The organism is Streptomyces sp. DH10 (genome assembly GCF_029813805.1).
In the GTDB taxonomy this organism is placed as follows: domain Bacteria; phylum Actinomycetota; class Actinomycetes; order Streptomycetales; family Streptomycetaceae; genus Streptomyces; species Streptomyces coeruleofuscus.
Genome location: NZ_JARVKU010000023.1, coordinates 32,984 through 49,969 on the forward strand (window position 1 = coordinate 32,984; position 16,986 = coordinate 49,969).

Genomic DNA, 16,986 nt, shown 5'->3' on the forward strand with positions numbered 1-16,986 from the left:
ACGGCCATTGCCCACTATAACGAGAACTGGTATCAGTTTCTGAAACACCGTCAGATGCGAAGGCAGCGGCCATGACCGAGCTCGTGGAACACGGACAGCTGTTCGTCGGCGGGGAGTTGACCGACCCCCTGGGTACGGACGTCATCGAGGTGATCTCGCCGCACACGGAAGAGGTCATCGGGCGCGTCCCGCACGCCTCGACCGCGGATGTGGACCGGGCCGTGGGGGTGGCCCGGCGGGCCTTCGACGAGGGCCCCTGGCCGCGCATGAGTCTCGACGAGCGGATCGAGGTCGTGAGCAGGATCAAGGACGGGATCGCCGCCCGGCACGACGAGATCGCCCGCGTGATCTCCGCCCAGAACGGCTCGCCGTACTCCTGGAGCGTCCTCGCCCAGGCCCTCGGCGCCGTCATGGTCTGGGACTCGGCGATCACGGTCGCGCGGAACTTCACCTACGAGGAGCGGCGCGACGGCGTGCTCGGCCGCATCCTCGTCCGGCGCGAGCCCGTCGGGGTCGTCGCCGCCGTCGTCCCCTGGAACGTCCCGCAGTTCGTCGCCGCCGCCAAGCTGGCCCCCGCGCTGCTCACCGGCTGTACGGCCGTCCTCAAGCCCTCGCCCGAGTCGCCGCTGGACGCGTACCTGCTCGGCGAGATCACGCGGGAGGCCGGGCTGCCGGAGGGCGTGCTGTCGATCCTGCCCGCGGACCGGGAGGTGAGCGAGTACCTGGTCGGGCACCCCGGCGTCGACAAGGTGTCCTTCACCGGGTCGGTCGCGGCCGGCAAACGCGTGATGGAGGTCGCCGCCCGCAACCTCACCCGCGTGACCCTCGAACTGGGCGGCAAGTCGGCGGCCGTCGTCCTGCCCGACGCGGACGTCGAGACGGCCGTGGCGGGCATCGCCCCCGCGGCCTGGATGAACAACGGGCAGGCCTGCGTCGCCCAGACCCGCATCCTCCTCCCGCGCTCCCGCTACGACGAGTTCGCCGACGCGCTGGCCGCCGCGGCGGGCGCGCTGACGGTCGGCGACCCGCTGGACCCCGCCACCCAGGTGGGCCCGCTGGTGGCGAGGCGGCAGCAGCGGCGCAACCTCGACTACATCCGCATCGGGCAGGAGGAGGGCGCCAAGATCCTCACCGGCGGCGGACGCCCGGCCGGCCTCGACCGCGGCTGGTACGTCGAGCCGACCCTCTTCGGCGACGTCGACAACTCCATGCGCATCGCCCGCGAGGAGATCTTCGGCCCGGTGATCTGCCTGCTGCCCTACGACGACGAGTCCGACGCCGTGAAGATCGCCAACGACTCCGACTACGGGCTGAGCGGCAGCGTGTGGACGGCGGACGTCGAGCACGGCATCGAGATCGCCCGCCAGGTCCGTACCGGCACCTACTCGGTCAACACCTTCAGCCTGGACATGCTGGGCCCCTTCGGCGGCTACAAGAGCTCGGGCCTCGGGCGGGAGTTCGGGCCCGAGGGGTACGGCGAGTACCTGGAGCACAAGATGATCCACCTCCCCGCGGACGCGTAGCGATGGGTGACCGCTGGCACGTCGAGGTCGACCGCTCCCTGTGCATCGGCTCGGCCCAGTGCCTCCACCACGCGCCGGACGGCTTCCGCCTGGACTCCGCCCGGCAGTCCCATCCGGTCGCCCCGGACACGGACGCGAACGAGCGGGTGCTGGAGGCGGCGGAGAGCTGTCCGGTGGAGGCGATCACGATCACGCTGGGGGACAGCGGGGAGCCGGTGTTCCCGCCGGAGGACTAGGGCCTGTCGTTTGGATCAGGTCGCGGGGAATCGACGGTATCTCGTCAGCGCCGGTGAGCGGGGCCTGGTGCGTGCGGCTGCAAGGCGGAGGAGGGAGCCAACGCGATGGGGGCACCGCCCGCGCGAGCGAAGCCGAGCGTGGGGGAGTTGGCGACTGACGACAACGCCGCAGATGCGCGTGCCAGGCCCCGCGTCTGCGACCTGATCCAAACGACAGGCCCTAGGGAGGACACCCTCTCTGGAAGGCGCCCCTTTTGTCGGAAAAATCATGTTTCCGGGGGTTCCATTCCTGGCTGGTGGTTCTACCCTGGAATCAGGCCTACGGGACGAGTGAGGGAGTCCGACCGGAGTAGCCGACTTTGGCAGGAAGCCTCGGCTTCCGCCGGTGCCGACTGCGACGGTAGGGCTGAGAGGCCGGAAGGTCGAAGGGCCGAGAGGTCCGGCGACCTGAAGGCGACCCCCAGAACCTGATCCGGACCATGCCGGCGAAGGGAACCCGTCTCGTAGGTCATTCCTGTGCGTCCGGCGCCGTCAGGTCGATCAGGCGGCACACCGTCTCGATGTCGATCTTGACCTGGGCGATGGAGGCGCGGCCCGACAGCCAGGTGATGAGCGCCGAGTGCCAGGTGTGCTCTATGACCCGCACCGCCGACAGCTGCTCCGCGGTGGGGTGTTCCAGCCCCATCGCGTCCAGGATGATCGCCGTCGTCTGCCGCGAGACCTGGTCGACCTCCGGGCTCACGCTGCGGTCGGCGAAGGTGAGGGCGCGGACCATCGCGTCGGCCAGATGCGGCTCGCGCTGGAGGGCGCGGAAGGCCCGCATCAGCGTCTCCGCGACCCGCTCGGCCGCCGACTCGCCCTGCGGGGGCTTCTTCCGCAGCGTGCCGTGCATGTGCTCCAGCTGGTCCTGCATCGTGGCGACCAGCAGATGGATCTTGGAGGGGAAGTAGCGGTACAGGGTGCCGAGCGCCACCTGTGAGGACTCCGCGACCTCGCGCATCTGCACGGCGTCGAAACCGCCCCGGCTGGCCAGCTGCGCGCTCGCGTGCAGGATGCGGCGACGACGGGCCTCCTGTCGCTCCGTCAGGGGCGGGGAGGCGGGGGCTGTGACTCTGGCGTCCACCTTGGCCACCTTGTTCACCTTGGCGCTCACCTTGGCTTCCGCGGGCATGGGCCGGTCCCGTTCCGTGACCGTCCGTGAGGACGAGTGATCAGACAGCATGGCACGGCACCGGCCGTGGCGTGAATCACCTGATCCACTGGTCACAGCGCCCTTACCTGCCGGTAGATTCAGAGCCTCCGGACGATCAAGTCTGAAACTTGTTCTAGATTAGCGTCCCGGCGTAATCTCGCGGGACAGAGCAGGGAGAAGGGGGCCGAGAGTGACCGCTGAGGCCAGCGAGGCCGGGGCTCCGGAGGACCCCGCGGCCGACGGCTTGCGACCGCTCAACATCGCGCTCCTCACCTATAAAGGAAACCCGTTCTGCGGCGGCCAGGGCGTCTACGTCCGCCACCTCTCACGCGAACTGGCCCGCCTCGGCCACCGGGTCGAGGTCATCGGCGCACAGCCGTATCCCGTGCTCGACGAGGGTTACGACGGGCTGAGCATCACCGAACTGCCCAGCCTCGACCTCTACCGCCAGCCGGACCCCTTCCGCACGCCGAAGCGTGACGAGTACCGCGACTGGATCGACGCGCTCGAAGTCGCGACCATGTGGACCGGCGGCTTCCCCGAACCGCTGACGTTCTCGCTGCGCGCCCGCCGCCACCTGCGCGCCCGCCGCGGCGAGTTCGACGTCGTCCACGACAACCAGACGCTCGGGTACGGGCTGCTGGGAGACGTGGGCGCGCCCCTGGTGACCACGATCCACCACCCCATCACCGTCGACCGGCAGTTGGAGCTGGACGCGGCGGAGGGCTGGCAGCGGCGCTTCTCCGTGCGGCGCTGGTACGGCTTCACGCGCATGCAGAAGCGCGTCGCGCGGCGGCTGCCGTCCGTGCTCACCGTCTCCGGCTCCTCGCAGCAGGAGATCGTGGACCACCTCGGCGTCCGCCGGGACCGCGTCCACGTGGTCCACATCGGCGCCGACACCGACCTGTTCTCGCCGGATCCCTCGGTGCCCGTCGTGCCCGGACGGATCGTGACGACGTCCAGTGCCGACGTGCCGCTGAAGGGCCTGGTCCACCTCGTCGAGGCGCTCGCCAAGGTCCGCACCGAGCACCCCGCCGCCCACCTGGTCGTCGTCGGCAAGCGTCCGGCGGAGGGGCCCGTCGCCCAGGCGATGGAGCGGTACGGCCTCGACGGTGCCGTCGAGTTCGTCAAGGGCATCTCCGACGCGGAACTCGTCGACCTCGTGCGCTCCGCCCAGGTCGCGTGCGTACCGTCGCTCTACGAGGGCTTCTCGCTGCCGGCCGCCGAGGCCATGGCGACCGGGACGCCCCTGCTCGCCACGACCGGCGGGGCGATCCCCGAGGTCGCCGGCCGGGACGGGGAGACCTGCCTGGCGGTGCCGCCGGGCGACTCGGACGCACTGGCGGCCGGGCTGGGCCGGCTCCTGGGCGACGCGGAGTTGCGTGCGCGGCTCGGAGCGGCCGGGCGGGAGCGGGTACTGCGGCACTTCACGTGGGCCAGGGCCGCGGAGGGCACGGTGGCCCGGTACCGCGAGGCGATCGCCAGGTCCCGTGGCGACCGCTCCGTGGTGACGCCGCTGGCCTCCGGCGGTTCCGCGGTGGGCGGTGACCGTTCGGCGCCCCCGACTTCCGGTGGATCCGCGGTGGGCGCGGACCGCTCGGTGTCCGTGGTTTCCGGCGGTTCGGCGTCTCAGGTTTCCGACGGCTCCGCGGCGGGCGGGGACCGCTCGACGCCCCCGGCTCCCGCCGACCCCGCGGGCCCGGCTTCCGGCCGCCTCCCCGCAGCCGGCGTCGATCAGTCCGCGTCACCGGCTCCCGGCCGTTCCGCGGCTCCCGCAGGTGCCGTCTCGGCGGCCACCACAGATGTAGAAGGCGTCAACTCCGAAAGCAGGGCCACGTGCTGACCGTCGACTTCTCCCGGTTCCCGCTCGCCCCGGGCGACCGAGTCCTGGATCTCGGCTGCGGTGCCGGCCGGCACGCCTTCGAGTGCTACCGGCGCGGTGCGCAGGTCGTGGCCCTGGACCAGAACGCCGAGGAGATCCGCGAGGTCGCGAAGTGGTTCGCGGCGATGAAGGAGGCCGGCGAGGCCCCCGAGGGCGCCACCGCCACGGCCATGGAGGGCGACGCCCTTGCGCTGCCCTTCCCCGACGAGTCCTTCGACGTCGTGATCATCTCCGAGGTGATGGAGCACATCCCGGACGACAAGGGCGTCCTCGCGGAGATGGTGCGCGTGCTGAAGCCCGGCGGGCGCATCGCCGTCACCGTCCCGCGCTACGGCCCGGAGAAGGTCTGCTGGACCCTGTCCGACGCCTACCACGAGGTCGAGGGCGGCCACATCCGCATCTACAAGGCGGACGAGCTGCTGGAGAAGATCCGCGAGGCCGGCCTGGAGCCGTACGGCACCCACCACGCCCACGCGCTGCACTCCCCGTACTGGTGGCTGAAGTGCGCGTTCGGCGTCGACAACGACAAGGCGCTGCCCGTGCGGGCGTACCACAAGCTGCTCGTCTGGGACATCATGAAGAAACCGCTGGCCACCCGGGTCGCGGAGCAGGCGCTGAACCCGCTGATCGGCAAGAGCTTCGTGGCGTACGCGACCAAGCCGCACCTGCCGCGTCTTTCCGACACCGAGGCGGACGCCCAGTGACGACTCCCCGGACGGAACATCTGGTCCTGCCCGGGGTCCTCACCGCCGGTCAGGCCGCCGCGACCGTCGCCGGCATCCTCTCCGTTCAGCGCGAGGACGGCGCGATCCCGTGGTTCCGGGGACACCACCTCGACCCGTGGGACCACGTCGAGGCCGCGATGGCCCTCGACGCGGCGGGTGAACACGAGGCAGCCGAACGGGCCTACCTGTGGCTGGCCCGGCACCAGAACGAGGACGGCTCCTGGTACGCGGCCTACGCGGACGGGGACTTCGCCGAGGTCACCGACCGGGGCCGGGAGACCAACTTCGTCGCCTACATAGCCGTCGGCGTCTGGCACCACTACCTCTCCACCGGCGACGACACGTTCCTGGAGCGGATGTGGCCGGCGGTGTACGCGGCGGTGGAGTTCGTGCTCCGCTTGCAGCAGCCGGGCGGGCAGATCGGCTGGCGGCGCGACGACGACGGCACGGACACGGCCGACGCCCTGCTCACGGGCAGCTCCTCCATCCACCATGCCCTGCGGTGCGCGCTGGCGATCGCCGAGCAGCGGGAAGAGGCGCAGCCGGACTGGGAGTTGGCGGCGGGCGCGCTGCGCCACGCGATACGCCGGCACCCGGAGCGGTTCCTCGACAAGAACCGTTACTCGATGGACTGGTACTACCCCGTGCTCGGCGGCGCCCTGACCGGTGCCGAGGCCAAGGCCCGCATCGAGGAGGACTGGGACCGTTTCGTCGTCCCGGGACTGGGGGTGCGCTGCGTGGTCCCCAACCCGTGGGTGACGGGCGGCGAGTCCGCCGAACTGGCACTGGCGCTCTGGGCGATGGGGGAGTCGGATCGCGCGCTGGAGATCCTCCAGTCGATCCAGCACCTGCGCGATCCGGAGAGCGGTTTGTACTGGACGGGCTACGTCTTCCAGGACGAGGCGATCTGGCCCCTGGAGCTGACCACGTGGACCGCGGGGTCGCTGCTGCTGGCCGTGGCCGCGCTGGGGGGCCATGAGGCCACATGCCGGGTCTTCGGCGGCGAGGGCCTGCCACTGGGGCTCGAGTCGGACTGCTGCGCCTAGGAGTTCCGGTGGGCGCGGGGGATTGGCGGGCGCGGGTTGTGTGTTGTGGGGCTCGCGCCCACGCGGCGGGGCCGCATGTCGACGCAGCCCCGCGCCCCTGAGGGACGAGCCCCTCACCGCATTTTCAGTGCCGGTGTGCGCGATTGGCGATCGCGTGGCCCACGAACAGGTAGACCACCGCTGCCAGGCCGTAGCCGGCGACCACTCGGGCCCAGGCCTCGTCGAACGTGAAGAGGTCGTGGGACCAACCCGCCAGCCAGCGGGCCGCGTCATGGATGAACTGGACGAAGTCGTTCGCCCGGTTCGCGTCCAGCAGGTACATCAGAATCCACAGGCCCAGGATGAGGGCCATGATGTCGGCGACGACCGCGATGATCGTGCCGGCCTGATTCGCACCGTTGCGATATCGAGGGGACATGTCAACCGGGTTGCCCGTGAAACCCGGTTCAAACCCGGCCCCGGTGCGCCGCGCCCCACCGGCCTTCGCCGTGCGCTTCTTCCCGCGTTCAACCGACGTTCCCGGAAGGGCCGTTCGGGGTACACCCGCATCACCGACGATCCTGGCCCCGCACACGGGGAGAACGCAGGTGTCACGGGGGGAGAACGCAGGTGCCCGCGAACAGACCCGCTACCGAAGAGCCGCGGTTAACCGTCACCAGACCCCCGCGCCGACGCCTGCGCAGAGCGCTGGCGTCGGCGCTGCCCGTCCCGGTCATCGGGCTGGTCCTGCTCGTGACCTCCGGGAACCTGCTGCTGCCGCTGCGGCAAGTGGTCACCATTGAGGCCAAGATGGCCTCGAAGCGGGACTTCTTCCAGGACCCCGAGGTCGAGCGGCTGCTCATGAAGCACGGCTTCCGCGTGCACATCACCAACATGGGCTCGCGTGAGATCGCCAAGCAGGACTACGAGGGGTACGACGTCGTCTTCCCCTCCGGCCAGCCGGCCGCCGACCTGATCAGCCGGGAGCGCGCCCGGGCGAACCGTCCGGTGCTGCTGTACCGCCCGTTCGTCAGCCCCATCGTGCTGGCCACCTACCGGGACTACGCCGAGGTGCTCAGGGTCGAAGGCGTCGCGAAGCGCCTGCCGGGCCCGGGCGGCCGGCCGATGTACTACACCCTCGACATGCGGAAGTTCCTCGACCTCGCGCACGGCAAGAGGACGCTCGGCAAGAACAGGGTGGTCCAGCGCGATTCCGGGGGCGGCTACCGCTGGGACGAGATCGACCGCAAGGACCGCGTCCGCAACGGCAACAAGATCCTCGCCCAGACCTCGGACATCTGCGAGTCCAACTCCGCCGGCACCTACCTCGGACTCGTGGCCTTCGTCGAGCACGGGAACGACGCGCCGGACAACGGGGCCGAGGCCGAGCAACTCGCCCGGAAGATCAAGCCGCTCCTCGTCGAGCAAGGTCTGCCGTCCTCCGAACGGGCCGAAACGTATCTGTCCCCCGACGGGCCGAGCATCGCCCCGATCTCGGTGATCTACGAGCACCAGTTCCTCGCCCACCAGATCGGGCACCAGGCCGAGAAGGGCGCGACCGATGACGAGCGCGTCCTGCTCTACCCGTCCACACGCTTCGTCACCGAACCCCAGCTCGTCGCGCTCACCGGCGACGGCGCCCGGCTCGGCGAACTGGTCAGCAAGGACCCAGAACTCCAGCAGCGGGCCATGGAGTTGGGCTTCCGGGCCCGCAACGCCGGCAGCGGCGCGACCAGCGACGAGCTCACCCGGTTCCTCACCGAGCGGCAGATCCCGGTGCCCACCACGTCCTCCGACGACACCCGGGCGGTCCTGCCCAGCCTGCCCCTGCTGGAGAAGATGATCGAGATCGTCGGAGACTGCCCGGACCGGACGGGCAACCGGTGAGGCGCGGCACGGGCCTGCTGGCGCTCTGCCTGGCGCTCGTCACCACCCTGCTCACCGCCTGCTCGGGCGACGGCGGCGACGACACCGTCCGGCTGCGCGTGCTCGCCGGTCCCGACCTGTCCGTACTGGCCCCGCTGCTCGGGGAGTTGAAGGAAGAGACCGGCGTCGACCTGCGTCTGGACCACCGCGCCGACGCCGAGACGAAGATCCCCGACCGCGACAGGTACGACCTCGCGTGGCTGTCGTCCGACCGCTATCTGCGTCTCACCGACAAGAACGCGACCCGGGGGTGGCAGCGCACGCCCACCATGACCTCCCCCGTCGTCATCGGTCTGAAGCCGGACGTGGCACGCAAGCTGCGCGCCCAGGTGCCCGGCTCCCGGCTCACCTGGGCGGACATCGCGGACGCCGCCGCCACGGGCACCGTCCGCTTCGGCATGGCCGACCCCCGGCACGCCGGCAGCGGACTCGCCGCCCTCGTCGGCGTCGCCACCGCCGCGGCCGGCACCGGAGCCGCTCTGCGCCCCGAGGACGTCTCCTGCGACCGGCTGCGCGGCTTCCGCTCCGGCCAGACCCTCACCGCCGACACCGGCCCCGCCCTCGTCGACTCCTACGTCGATCACCAGGACGAGGCCAACGCCCTCATCACCTACGAGTCCGACCTGCTCGCCCTCAACGCCACCGACCGCCTCGACGACCGCCTGGAGATCGTCCGCCCCGAAGACGGCATGGTCCTGGCGGACTTCCCGCTGCTCCTGCTGAACCCGGCCCACCGGACCGCGTACGACAAGGTCACGCAGTGGCTGCGGCGCGACTCGGTGCAGCGGCAGATCATGCGGCACACGCTGCGCCGCCCCGTGAACACGACCGTCACCCGGGACCCGCGGCTGCGCGAACCGGTCGGCAACGCGCTCTTCTACCCCGACCGTCCCGCCGTCGTCGAAACCCTGTTGACGGACTACGGCGACCCCGACCGCCGCACCACCAGCCAGGTGGTCTTCCTGCTCGACTTCTCCGGCTCGATGCGCGGCACCCGGATGGCCGCCCTGCGCGAGGCCTTCGCCGGACTCAGCGGCGCGGACCCCTCCGCCTCCGGCAAGTTCACCCGCTTCTACCGGGGTGAACGGCTGACCGTCGTCCGGTTCGGCGGCCGGGTGCTGGAGGAGAAGACCGTCACCGTCACCGGCCCGAGGGACCTGAGCGCCCTCGCCGGCACCGTCGCCCGGGGCGGCTACGGCGACGCCACCGCCGTGTGGTCCGCCCTCGACCACGGCTACCGCACCGCCGCCCGCGAACTGGCCGCCGACCCCGACCGCTCCGTCTCACTCGTCCTGATGACGGACGGCGAGAACAACGCGGGCCTGTCCTATGCCGAGTTCGTACGCCGCCACAAGGCGCTGCCCGCCGCCGTGCGCGACGCCGTCCACACCTACCCCGTCCACTTCGGCGAGGCCGACGCAGGCGAACTGCGGCGCGCGGCGGCGAGGACGGGCGGACGGATGGTGGACGCCGCCGGCTCGTCCCTTTCCGAGGCGTTCAAGGAGATCCGTGGCTGTCACTGACGCACTGTGGTGGAGCCTTTGGTGGCCGTGGATGACGGTCTGGCTGGCGACGGCCGCCGGCGTGCTGGTGCTCGCGGTGGTCCTGGTGCGCCACGCCCGGGAGCGGCGCAGGCGTCTGCGGCGCTGGCAGTCGGCGTACAGCATCTGCCTGTACCTGGACGAGCAGGCGGTGATGGACCTGTACGAGCTCGGCAACTACCGGTCCGCGCTGGAGGAGGCCGTCGAGCTGCGGACGAAGGTGGACACGAGTGTCGGCTTCTGGAGCCGGGTGCTGTCGTGGCTGTTCCGGTTCCGGCTGAAGCGGGACGTCAGCCAGGAGACGTTCCGCAAGTTCGTGCGCAAGGACAAACCGATCAACGTGATCGGCGTGGTGATGGAGGCCTTCGACCGGGCCGACGCCATCGTCCACGCCGACCTGACCACCCTGACCGTCGTCCCGAACCGGAACCTCGCCGACAACCTGGCCGACGGCCGTGCGGTGACCCTGAGCCGCATCGGCGAATTCGTCTCGGTCAAAGGCGTCTTCACCCGCGTGCCGGACGTGGCGGAGGGATTCGAGCTGCGGGCCGAGTACGGCGAGGAGCGGCCCCCGGTGTACATGCGCGTCGTGGCCCCCGGGAACGCGCGCCGCTCGATCCCGGCCGGCACGTTCACGGCCCGCTGCCTCGGCAAGATGACCGGCTGGCGCGAGGACACCCGCGAGGTGACGCTGGAGGCGATCGCGATCTTCTGGTGACCGCCGCTCACCGGGAGTTGAGCTCGGCGAGCACGCGCAGGGTGTGCGGGTCGGGGGCGAGGACGAGGAGGTCGGTCACCGGCCCCTTCCGCCACGACTCCAGCCGCTCCGCGATGCGTTCGCGCGGTCCGACCAGGGAGATCTCGTCGGCGAAGGCGTCCGGCACGGCGAGGACCGCCTCCTCCCGGCGGCCGGACAGGAACAACTCCTGGATGCGGTGGGCCTCCTCCTCGTACCCCATGCGGGCCATGAGGTCGGCGTGGAAGTTGCGGGCCGCGTGCCCCATGCCGCCGATGTAGAAGCCGAGCATCGCCTTGACGGGCAGCAGGCCCTCGGCGACGTCGTCGCAGACCCGGGCCTGTGCCAGGGGCGCGACGAGGAAGTCCTCGGGGAGTTCGCGCACGGCCGGGCCGTAGACCTCCGGCCGGGTCGGCGACCAGTACAGCGGCAGCCAGCCGTCGGCGATCCGGGCCGTCTGGGCGACGTTCTTCGGCCCCTCCGCACCGAGCAGGATCGGCAGGCCGGGACGCAGGGGGTGGGTGATGGGCTTGAGCGGCTTGCCGAGGCCGGTGGCGTCGGGGCCCCGGTAGGGGTGGGAGTGGAAGCGCCCGGCCAGCTCCACCGGCGCCTCCCGCCGCAGCACCTGCCGTACGACGTCGACGTACTCGCGGGTGGCGGTGAGCGGCGAGGAGGGAAACGGGCGGCCGTACCAGCCCTCGACGACCTGCGGGCCGGACAGTCCGAGACCCAGCATCATGCGGCCGCCGGAGAGGTGGTCGAGGGTCAGCGCGTGCATCGCGGTCGTGGTCGGCGGGCGGGCCGCCATCTGCGCGACGGCCGTACCCAGCCTGATCCGTGAGGTGTGCGCCGCGATCCAGGCGAGCGGCGTGAAGACGTCCGAGCCCCACGACTCCGCCGTCCACACCGAGTCGTAGCCCAGCCTCTCGGCCTCCTGCGCGAGCGCCACGTGGCCGGGGGACGGGCCGCGGCCCCAGTAGCCGAGCGCGAGACCGAGCCGCATGCCTGCCTCCTGACGATGTGTCAGCTGACGGGGCGACGAACTGTACGGCAACGGCCCCCCACCCGGAAGGGTGAGGGGCCGTACGTCGTGCAGGGGCTCAGCCGCGCTGGATGCCCGACGTGTCCTGGAGGACACCGCGGCGGCCGTCCTGCGTCTGGGCGACCAGGGCCGCGCCGCGCTGCTCGACGGCCAGGTACCAGGTACCCGGCGCGAGTTCGGCGATCGGCGTGGGCGAACCGTCCTCGGCGAACAGCGGCCGCGGCACCGGCACCGCGAACCAGAACGGCGAGAAGTCCCCGGCCGGGGGCTGCGGCGCCTGGGCCTGCTGCGGCTGCGGCTGACCACCGTAGGGCTGACCCGGCTGCCCGGGCCCGGGCTGTCCCGGCTGGGGCTGGCCATAGCCACCCGGCTGCTGAGCGCCGGGGTAGCCGTAACCGCCGGGGGGCTGGGCGCCGTAGGGCTGCGGGGTGGCGGGGCGGGGTGCCGGGAGGAGGGCGCCCTTGAGGGCCGGGACGAGAGGCGTGGCGATGGCGGCGGCGGCCAGGAGCAGCGTGGCGACGAGGGCGAGGGTCAGGCCGAGGCCGGCACCGGGACCGTCGGAGGTGCTGCCCTCGAAGTTGTCGGCTCCGCCGGCCGGGTCGAAGATGTTGCCCAGCGCGCTCCACGCGGCGAACACCGCGAGGGCGACGCCGAACTGGCCCAGGTCGAGACCCGCGATCTTCGGGACCTGCGGCAGACTGCGGGCGACGATGACGAGCGCGGCGCCGATGATCCCCGCCAGAACGACACTGAGCACGACCGGCCCGCTTGCCCACAGACTGGGAAGGTCGGCGCTGTCAGGGACACCATCGATCGAGTAGAGGTCGAGGAACGACGCGATGAAGAGCAACACCGCTGCTCCGATCACCACGCCGTCGCCTCGAGTGAGGGAGCGGATATTCACTTCAGGTCCTTCGCAGGTCGTCTCGTCGTCGGTAGAGGCGTCGCTGTCACCATGCCGTCGTCGGGCCCCGGTGTGAAGCGTGGGGGTGGCCCCTCATCGTACGAACGGACCCTATCGTCCGCCCGACCAGGGTGTCCGCCCGGATCAGCCCGCCGAGAGCTACCCGCGCAGGAAACTCACGATTCCCTCAGAGATCCCTTGCGCCGCCTTCTGCCGCCACGCGCCACTGGTCAGCAACGCCGCGTCCTTGCTATCGCGCATGTTGCCGCACTCGATGAACACCTTGGGAACCGTTGACAGATTGAGACCGCCCAGGTCCTCACGCGTGACGAGACCGCCGCCGTCGCCGACGTAGTTGGACGGCGCGCTGCCGGTGACGGCCACGAAGCGGCCCGCGACGCGCTCGCCGAGATCACGGGAGGGGGCGACGATCGAACGGGTGTCGGCGGCGCCCGCGTCCACCGCGCCGGGCAGGATGACGTGGAAGCCGCGGTTGCCGGCGCCCGAGCCGTCCGCGTGGACCGAGACCGCGGCGTCGGCCTTCGCCTCGTTGCCGATCCGGGCCCGCTCGTCCACGCACGGGCCGTACGGCCGGTCGGCGTCCTGCGTCAGTTTCACCGTGGCGCCCTGCTCTTCGAGGAGTGTGCGCATCCGGTGTGCCACGTCCAGGGTGAACTTCGCCTCGGTGTAACCGTCGTTGGTGGACGTGCCCGTGGTGTCGCACTCCTTCCAGTTCGTGCCGATGTTCACCTTGCGGTTGATCTCGGACGGGTGCTGGAAGTTCTCCGGGTTGTGCCCGGGGTCGATGACGACGACCTTCCCCTTGAGCGGGCCGGAGGCCGGGGCGGGCGCGGAGGTCGAGGACGCCGTCGGTTTCCGCGACGGCGAGGCGCCCGGATTCTTGGCGTCGTCGGTCGGTGTGTCCGACGACGAGGACACGGGGGGCGGGGAGGACCGCACGGTCGCCTGACCCGAGCCGTCTCCGTCCCCGGAGCCGCCCACCGTCTCGTACACGAGCCAGCCGAGCAGCGCCCCCGGCACCAGCGCGGCCAGCGCGACGGTCAGGGGGCCGCGGCGGGAGCGGCGGGGCTGGGGAGGTTCGAAGTCCGGGCCTACGTACGACACGTCTGCCACCCTAGCGGCCGCTGCGGGTCGAGCACGGCCCGAAGGGCGGCGGCTACCCGTCGTTGGCGTCGGGGTCCCCGTGCCGTACCGCCTCCTTCACCCGCGCCTCGATCTCCTGGCGGGGTGTCTCCTCCTGCTTCGCGTATGCGGTCACCGCCGCCTGGACGTCGCGGGCGAGGTCGCGCCAGGCGCGCCAGGCGGTCTCCCAGGTGGTGGTCTGCTGGGCGCTCCACTTGGTCTGGGTGGGCGGACCGTACGCGTCCTGCAGTTGGCGCACGCGGGCGTACGCCTCGTCCGCCGCGCGCTGCTTCTCCACGAGCTCTGCGAAGGTGTGTGCCACGCGCCCGGATCCTTGGGCAGCGGCGGTCGCCCGCCGACGCGCCACGCCGCCCATGGGCCGACCGGGAGGGGGCGGAGGGCGCGCAGTTCACCCGCCCAGCCGTTCTCCTAGACGCCCGGGCCGGTGCGCCGCAGGACCCGCAGCGAGTCCGTGGCCGAGACCTCGGTGAACGCGCCGGAGGCGAGGGCCCGGAGGTAGACGCGGTACGGGGCCTGACCGGTGAACTCGTCCTGCGGGTCGGGGAAGACGTCGTGGATGGCGAGCAGGCCGCCCTCGGCCACGTGCGGGGCCCAGCCCTCGTAGTCGGCGGTGGCGTGCTCGTCCGTGTGGCCGCCGTCGATGAAGACGAGTCCCAGAGGGGTCCGCCAGATCGCCGCGATCTGCGGGGAGCGGCCGACCAGGGCCACCACGTGGTCCTCCAGGCCCGCCCGGTGCAGGGTGCGGCGGAACGTGGGCAGCGTGTCCATCAGGCCGAGCTCGGGGTCGACCGTCTCCGGGTCGTGGTACTCCCAGCCCGGCTGCTGCTCCTCGCTGCCGCGGTGGTGGTCGACGGTCAGCGCGGCGACCCCGGCCTCGCGGGCCGCGTCGGCGAGCAGGACCGTGGACCGGCCGCAGTACGTGCCGACCTCCAGCAGCGGCAGCCCGAGCCGCCCGGCCTCCACCGCCGCCGCGTACAGGGCCAGGCCCTCGTCCACGGGCATGAACCCCTTCGCCGCCTCGAAGGCGGCCAGGATCTCGGGCTTCGGGGCCGCGGGCATGGGGTTCCTTCCGGTCGTACGACGGTCCGGGCGCCCATGCTGCCGTACCCCCTGCCGAGAGGACGACAGGGGGTACCGGTGACCAGGGGGTGTTTCGGAAACACCCCCTAGCAGCGTCAGGCGGAGACCGTCTCGCCCGGCAGCGGCAGGTCCAGGTCGACCGGCCGCTCGTCGCCGGCGTGGGTCGCGGACGAGGCGAGCGGGCCGTGGCCCGTGGCGCGGGCGGCCACGACGTACGCGCCACCGGCCGGAACGGTGAGCGCGTAGGCGCCGTCCTCGGCGGAGAGCGTCGCGCCCGCCTGGCGGCCCCGGCGGTCGATCAGCGTGACCTTGGCGCGGGCGACGGGCGTGCCGTCGGCCGCCAGCACCCGGCCGCGGAAGCCGCGCAGGACCTGCTCGGCGCGCTCCAGGTTGGCGTCCTCCTCGCTGCTGGCGCGCAGCTGAGGCTTGTTCGACGGGCGGCGGCCCGGCAGGAAGAGGGCCAGGAGCAGGCCCACGGCGACCGCGCCCGTCGCGATCAGGAAGGAGACCCGGAAGCCGTGCATGGTCGGGATCTCGACGCCGCCGACGTTGTCCGCGGTGTTCGCCAGCACCATGCCGATCACGGCGCTCGACACCGACGTGCCGATGGAGCGCATCAGGGTGTTGAGGCCGTTCGCAGCGCCGGTCTCGGAGGCCGGGACCGCGCCCACGATCAGGGCGGGCAGCGAGGAGTAGGCGAGGCCGATGCCCGCGCCCAGCAGGACCGAGATGACCAGGCTCTGCCAGGCGGCGCTCATCAGGCCGAGGCCGGCGCCGTAGCCGATCGCGATGATCAGCAGGCCGAGGATCAGGGTGAACTTGGGGCCGTACTTCGCGGACAGCCGGGCGTAGACGGGCGCGGTGAACATCATCGTCAGGCCGAGCGGCGCGACGAGCAGACCCGCGACGACCATCGACTGGCCGAGGCCGTAGCCGGTGGACTTCGGCAGCTGGAGCAGCTGGGGCAGGACCAGGGAGACGACGTAGAAGGAGACGCCGACCATGATCGAGGCGAGGTTGGTGAAGAGGACGGCCGGACGGGCCGTGGTGCGCAGGTCGACCAGCGGGGCCTTGACGCGCAGCTCCATCACGCCCCACAGGAGCAGGACGACCGCGGCGGCGGCGAACAGGCCGAGCGTGGTGCCGGAGGACCAGCCCCAGTCGCTGCCCTTGGTGATCGGCAGCAGGAAGAGCACGAGCCCGGCGGACAGGCCGATCGCGCCGGGCAGGTCGAAGGTGCCCTCGGCGCGCATCGGCGACTCGGGCACGACGAGCAGGGTGAGGGCGATGGCGAGGACGCCGAGGCCGGCGGCGCCGTAGAACAGGGCGTGCCAGTCGGTGTGCTGGGCGACCAGGGCGGCGGCGGGCAGGGCGAGACCGCCGCCGACGCCTATGGAGGAGCTCATCAGGGCCATCGCCGAGCCGAGCCGTTCGCGGGGCAGCATGTCGCGCATCAGGCCGATGCCGAGCGGGATGGCTCCCATCGCGAAGCCCTGGAGCGTACGGCCGGCGATCATGAGCAGCAGGTCGCTGGTGAAGGCGCTGACCAAGGCGCCGACGACCATGACCGACAGGCTCGTGATCAGCATGCGCCGCTTGCCGTAGAGGTCGCCGAGGCGGCCCATGATCGGGGTGGCCACCGCGCCCGAGAGGAGGGTCGAGGTCAGGACCCAGGTGGCGTCGCTGGGGGCGGTGTCCAGCAGTTGCGGCAGGTCCTTGATGACCGGGACGAGCAGGGTCTGCATCACCGCGACAACGATGCCCGCGAAGGCGAGCACCGGGACCACGGCCCCGCGCGCTCCGCCGGCGGGACGGACTGTCGTCGTCTGCGTCATTGAGAGGGGCCTCCAGGCCGGGTGTTCGGGGGGTGCGTGGTTACGTGGGGTGTGAACCTTGTATGCGTAGGCAACTATTCCGTTGCTTCGGCACTCTAACGAAATCTTGACCTTCTCTTGGGGAAGGGGGTCGGAGCTGCCGTGGTCCTAGGTCCAAAAACCTGGGCCAAAAACC

General features: G+C 71.6%; 16 protein-coding genes. 8 read left to right on the forward strand and 8 right to left on the reverse strand.

Going from position 1 to position 16,986, the window contains the following annotated elements; all coding sequences use genetic code 11:
• Positions 1–71 precede the first annotated feature (71 nt).
• Both QC385_RS35145 and QC385_RS35150 read left to right on the forward strand, forming a co-directional pair.
• Positions 72–1,523, forward strand: a complete 1,452-nt coding sequence (locus QC385_RS35145; protein ID WP_279545429.1) for an aldehyde dehydrogenase — start codon at positions 72–74, stop codon at positions 1,521–1,523.
• 2 nt (positions 1,524–1,525) lie between these two features.
• The gene (locus QC385_RS35150; protein WP_279545430.1) at positions 1,526–1,759 is read left to right on the forward strand and encodes a ferredoxin; all 234 of its coding nucleotides are present in this window, start codon (positions 1,526–1,528) and stop codon (positions 1,757–1,759) included.
• 508 nt (positions 1,760–2,267) lie between these two features.
• Here the strand turns inward: QC385_RS35150 and QC385_RS35155 are convergent.
• Complete coding sequence (locus tag QC385_RS35155) at positions 2,268–2,930, reverse strand: TetR family transcriptional regulator (protein ID WP_279545432.1); 663 nt, start codon at positions 2,928–2,930, stop codon at positions 2,268–2,270.
• Between the two features lie 211 nt (positions 2,931–3,141).
• Between QC385_RS35155 and QC385_RS35160 the strand changes: the two genes are divergently transcribed.
• The 3 genes from QC385_RS35160 to QC385_RS35170 are packed head-to-tail and all read left to right on the forward strand — an operon-like array spanning position 3,142 to position 6,604.
• Positions 3,142–4,794: a glycosyltransferase family 4 protein gene (locus tag QC385_RS35160; protein WP_279545434.1), complete on the forward strand. Its 1,653-nt coding sequence runs from the start codon at positions 3,142–3,144 to the stop codon at positions 4,792–4,794.
• A complete protein-coding gene (locus tag QC385_RS35165; RefSeq protein ID WP_279545435.1) occupies positions 4,788–5,537 on the forward strand; it encodes a class I SAM-dependent methyltransferase in 750 nt (249 codons plus the stop codon). Before QC385_RS35160 ends, QC385_RS35165 begins: the two co-directional genes overlap by 7 nt.
• Positions 5,534–6,604 carry a prenyltransferase gene (locus tag QC385_RS35170; protein ID WP_279545437.1) on the forward strand — a complete coding sequence of 357 codons (1,071 nt, stop codon included), beginning with the start codon at positions 5,534–5,536 and terminating at the stop codon, positions 6,602–6,604. Before QC385_RS35165 ends, QC385_RS35170 begins: the two co-directional genes overlap by 4 nt.
• Before the next feature lie 124 nt (positions 6,605–6,728).
• Here the strand turns inward: QC385_RS35170 and QC385_RS35175 are convergent, their stop codons facing one another.
• Positions 6,729–7,022 (reverse strand): hypothetical protein, encoded by a 294-nt coding sequence (locus tag QC385_RS35175; protein ID WP_059416357.1) that lies wholly within the window; start codon positions 7,020–7,022, stop codon positions 6,729–6,731.
• A 314-nt stretch (positions 7,023–7,336) separates the two neighbouring features.
• On the opposite strand from QC385_RS35175, the gene QC385_RS35180 reads away from it, so the two are divergent.
• From QC385_RS35180 to QC385_RS35190, 3 genes are read left to right on the forward strand one after another with little or no spacing between them, the layout of a single operon-like run.
• The gene (locus QC385_RS35180) at positions 7,337–8,470 is read left to right on the forward strand and encodes a hypothetical protein (protein ID WP_279545438.1); all 1,134 of its coding nucleotides are present in this window, start codon (positions 7,337–7,339) and stop codon (positions 8,468–8,470) included.
• Positions 8,467–10,032 (forward strand): vWA domain-containing protein, encoded by a 1,566-nt coding sequence (locus tag QC385_RS35185; protein WP_279545440.1) that lies wholly within the window; start codon positions 8,467–8,469, stop codon positions 10,030–10,032. Before QC385_RS35180 ends, QC385_RS35185 begins: the two co-directional genes overlap by 4 nt.
• Complete coding sequence (locus tag QC385_RS35190) at positions 10,019–10,768, forward strand: hypothetical protein (RefSeq protein ID WP_279545441.1); 750 nt, start codon at positions 10,019–10,021, stop codon at positions 10,766–10,768. Before QC385_RS35185 ends, QC385_RS35190 begins: the two co-directional genes overlap by 14 nt.
• Positions 10,769–10,775: 7 nt before the next feature.
• Here the strand turns inward: QC385_RS35190 and QC385_RS35195 are convergent, their stop codons facing one another.
• The 6 genes from QC385_RS35195 to QC385_RS35220 all read right to left on the reverse strand — a co-directional run bounded on the left by QC385_RS35195 (position 10,776) and on the right by QC385_RS35220 (position 16,811).
• On the reverse strand, positions 10,776–11,789 hold the full coding sequence (locus QC385_RS35195; RefSeq protein ID WP_279545442.1) for an LLM class F420-dependent oxidoreductase: 1,014 nt from the start codon (positions 11,787–11,789) through the stop codon (positions 10,776–10,778).
• A gap of 97 nt (positions 11,790–11,886) precedes the next feature.
• Positions 11,887–12,732: a hypothetical protein gene (locus QC385_RS35200; protein WP_279545443.1), complete on the reverse strand. Its 846-nt coding sequence runs from the start codon at positions 12,730–12,732 to the stop codon at positions 11,887–11,889.
• Between the two features lie 159 nt (positions 12,733–12,891).
• Positions 12,892–13,857: an N-acetylmuramoyl-L-alanine amidase gene (locus QC385_RS35205; RefSeq protein ID WP_279545444.1), complete on the reverse strand. Its 966-nt coding sequence runs from the start codon at positions 13,855–13,857 to the stop codon at positions 12,892–12,894.
• Positions 13,858–13,909: 52 nt separating this feature from the next.
• The gene (locus tag QC385_RS35210) at positions 13,910–14,197 is read right to left on the reverse strand and encodes a hypothetical protein (RefSeq protein WP_279545445.1); all 288 of its coding nucleotides are present in this window, start codon (positions 14,195–14,197) and stop codon (positions 13,910–13,912) included.
• A 107-nt stretch (positions 14,198–14,304) separates the two neighbouring features.
• Positions 14,305–14,955 (reverse strand): class I SAM-dependent methyltransferase, encoded by a 651-nt coding sequence (locus QC385_RS35215; RefSeq protein WP_279545446.1) that lies wholly within the window; start codon positions 14,953–14,955, stop codon positions 14,305–14,307.
• A gap of 116 nt (positions 14,956–15,071) precedes the next feature.
• Complete coding sequence (locus QC385_RS35220) at positions 15,072–16,811, reverse strand: MFS transporter (RefSeq protein WP_279545447.1); 1,740 nt, start codon at positions 16,809–16,811, stop codon at positions 15,072–15,074.
• Positions 16,812–16,986: the final 175 nt, after the last annotated feature.

Coding starts and splice junctions, on each gene's coding strand:
- QC385_RS35145 (WP_279545429.1), top strand. CDS start 72: ATGACCGAGCTCGTGGAACACGGACAGCTGTTCGTCGGCGGGGAGTTG.
- QC385_RS35150 (WP_279545430.1), top strand. CDS start 1,526: ATGGGTGACCGCTGGCACGTCGAGGTCGACCGCTCCCTGTGCATCGGC.
- QC385_RS35155 (WP_279545432.1), bottom strand. CDS start 2,930: ATGCCCGCGGAAGCCAAGGTGAGCGCCAAGGTGAACAAGGTGGCCAAG.
- QC385_RS35175 (WP_059416357.1), bottom strand. CDS start 7,022: ATGTCCCCTCGATATCGCAACGGTGCGAATCAGGCCGGCACGATCATC.
- QC385_RS35195 (WP_279545442.1), bottom strand. CDS start 11,789: ATGCGGCTCGGTCTCGCGCTCGGCTACTGGGGCCGCGGCCCGTCCCCC.
- QC385_RS35215 (WP_279545446.1), bottom strand. CDS start 14,955: ATGCCCGCGGCCCCGAAGCCCGAGATCCTGGCCGCCTTCGAGGCGGCG.
- QC385_RS35220 (WP_279545447.1), bottom strand. CDS start 16,811: ATGACGCAGACGACGACAGTCCGTCCCGCCGGCGGAGCGCGCGGGGCC.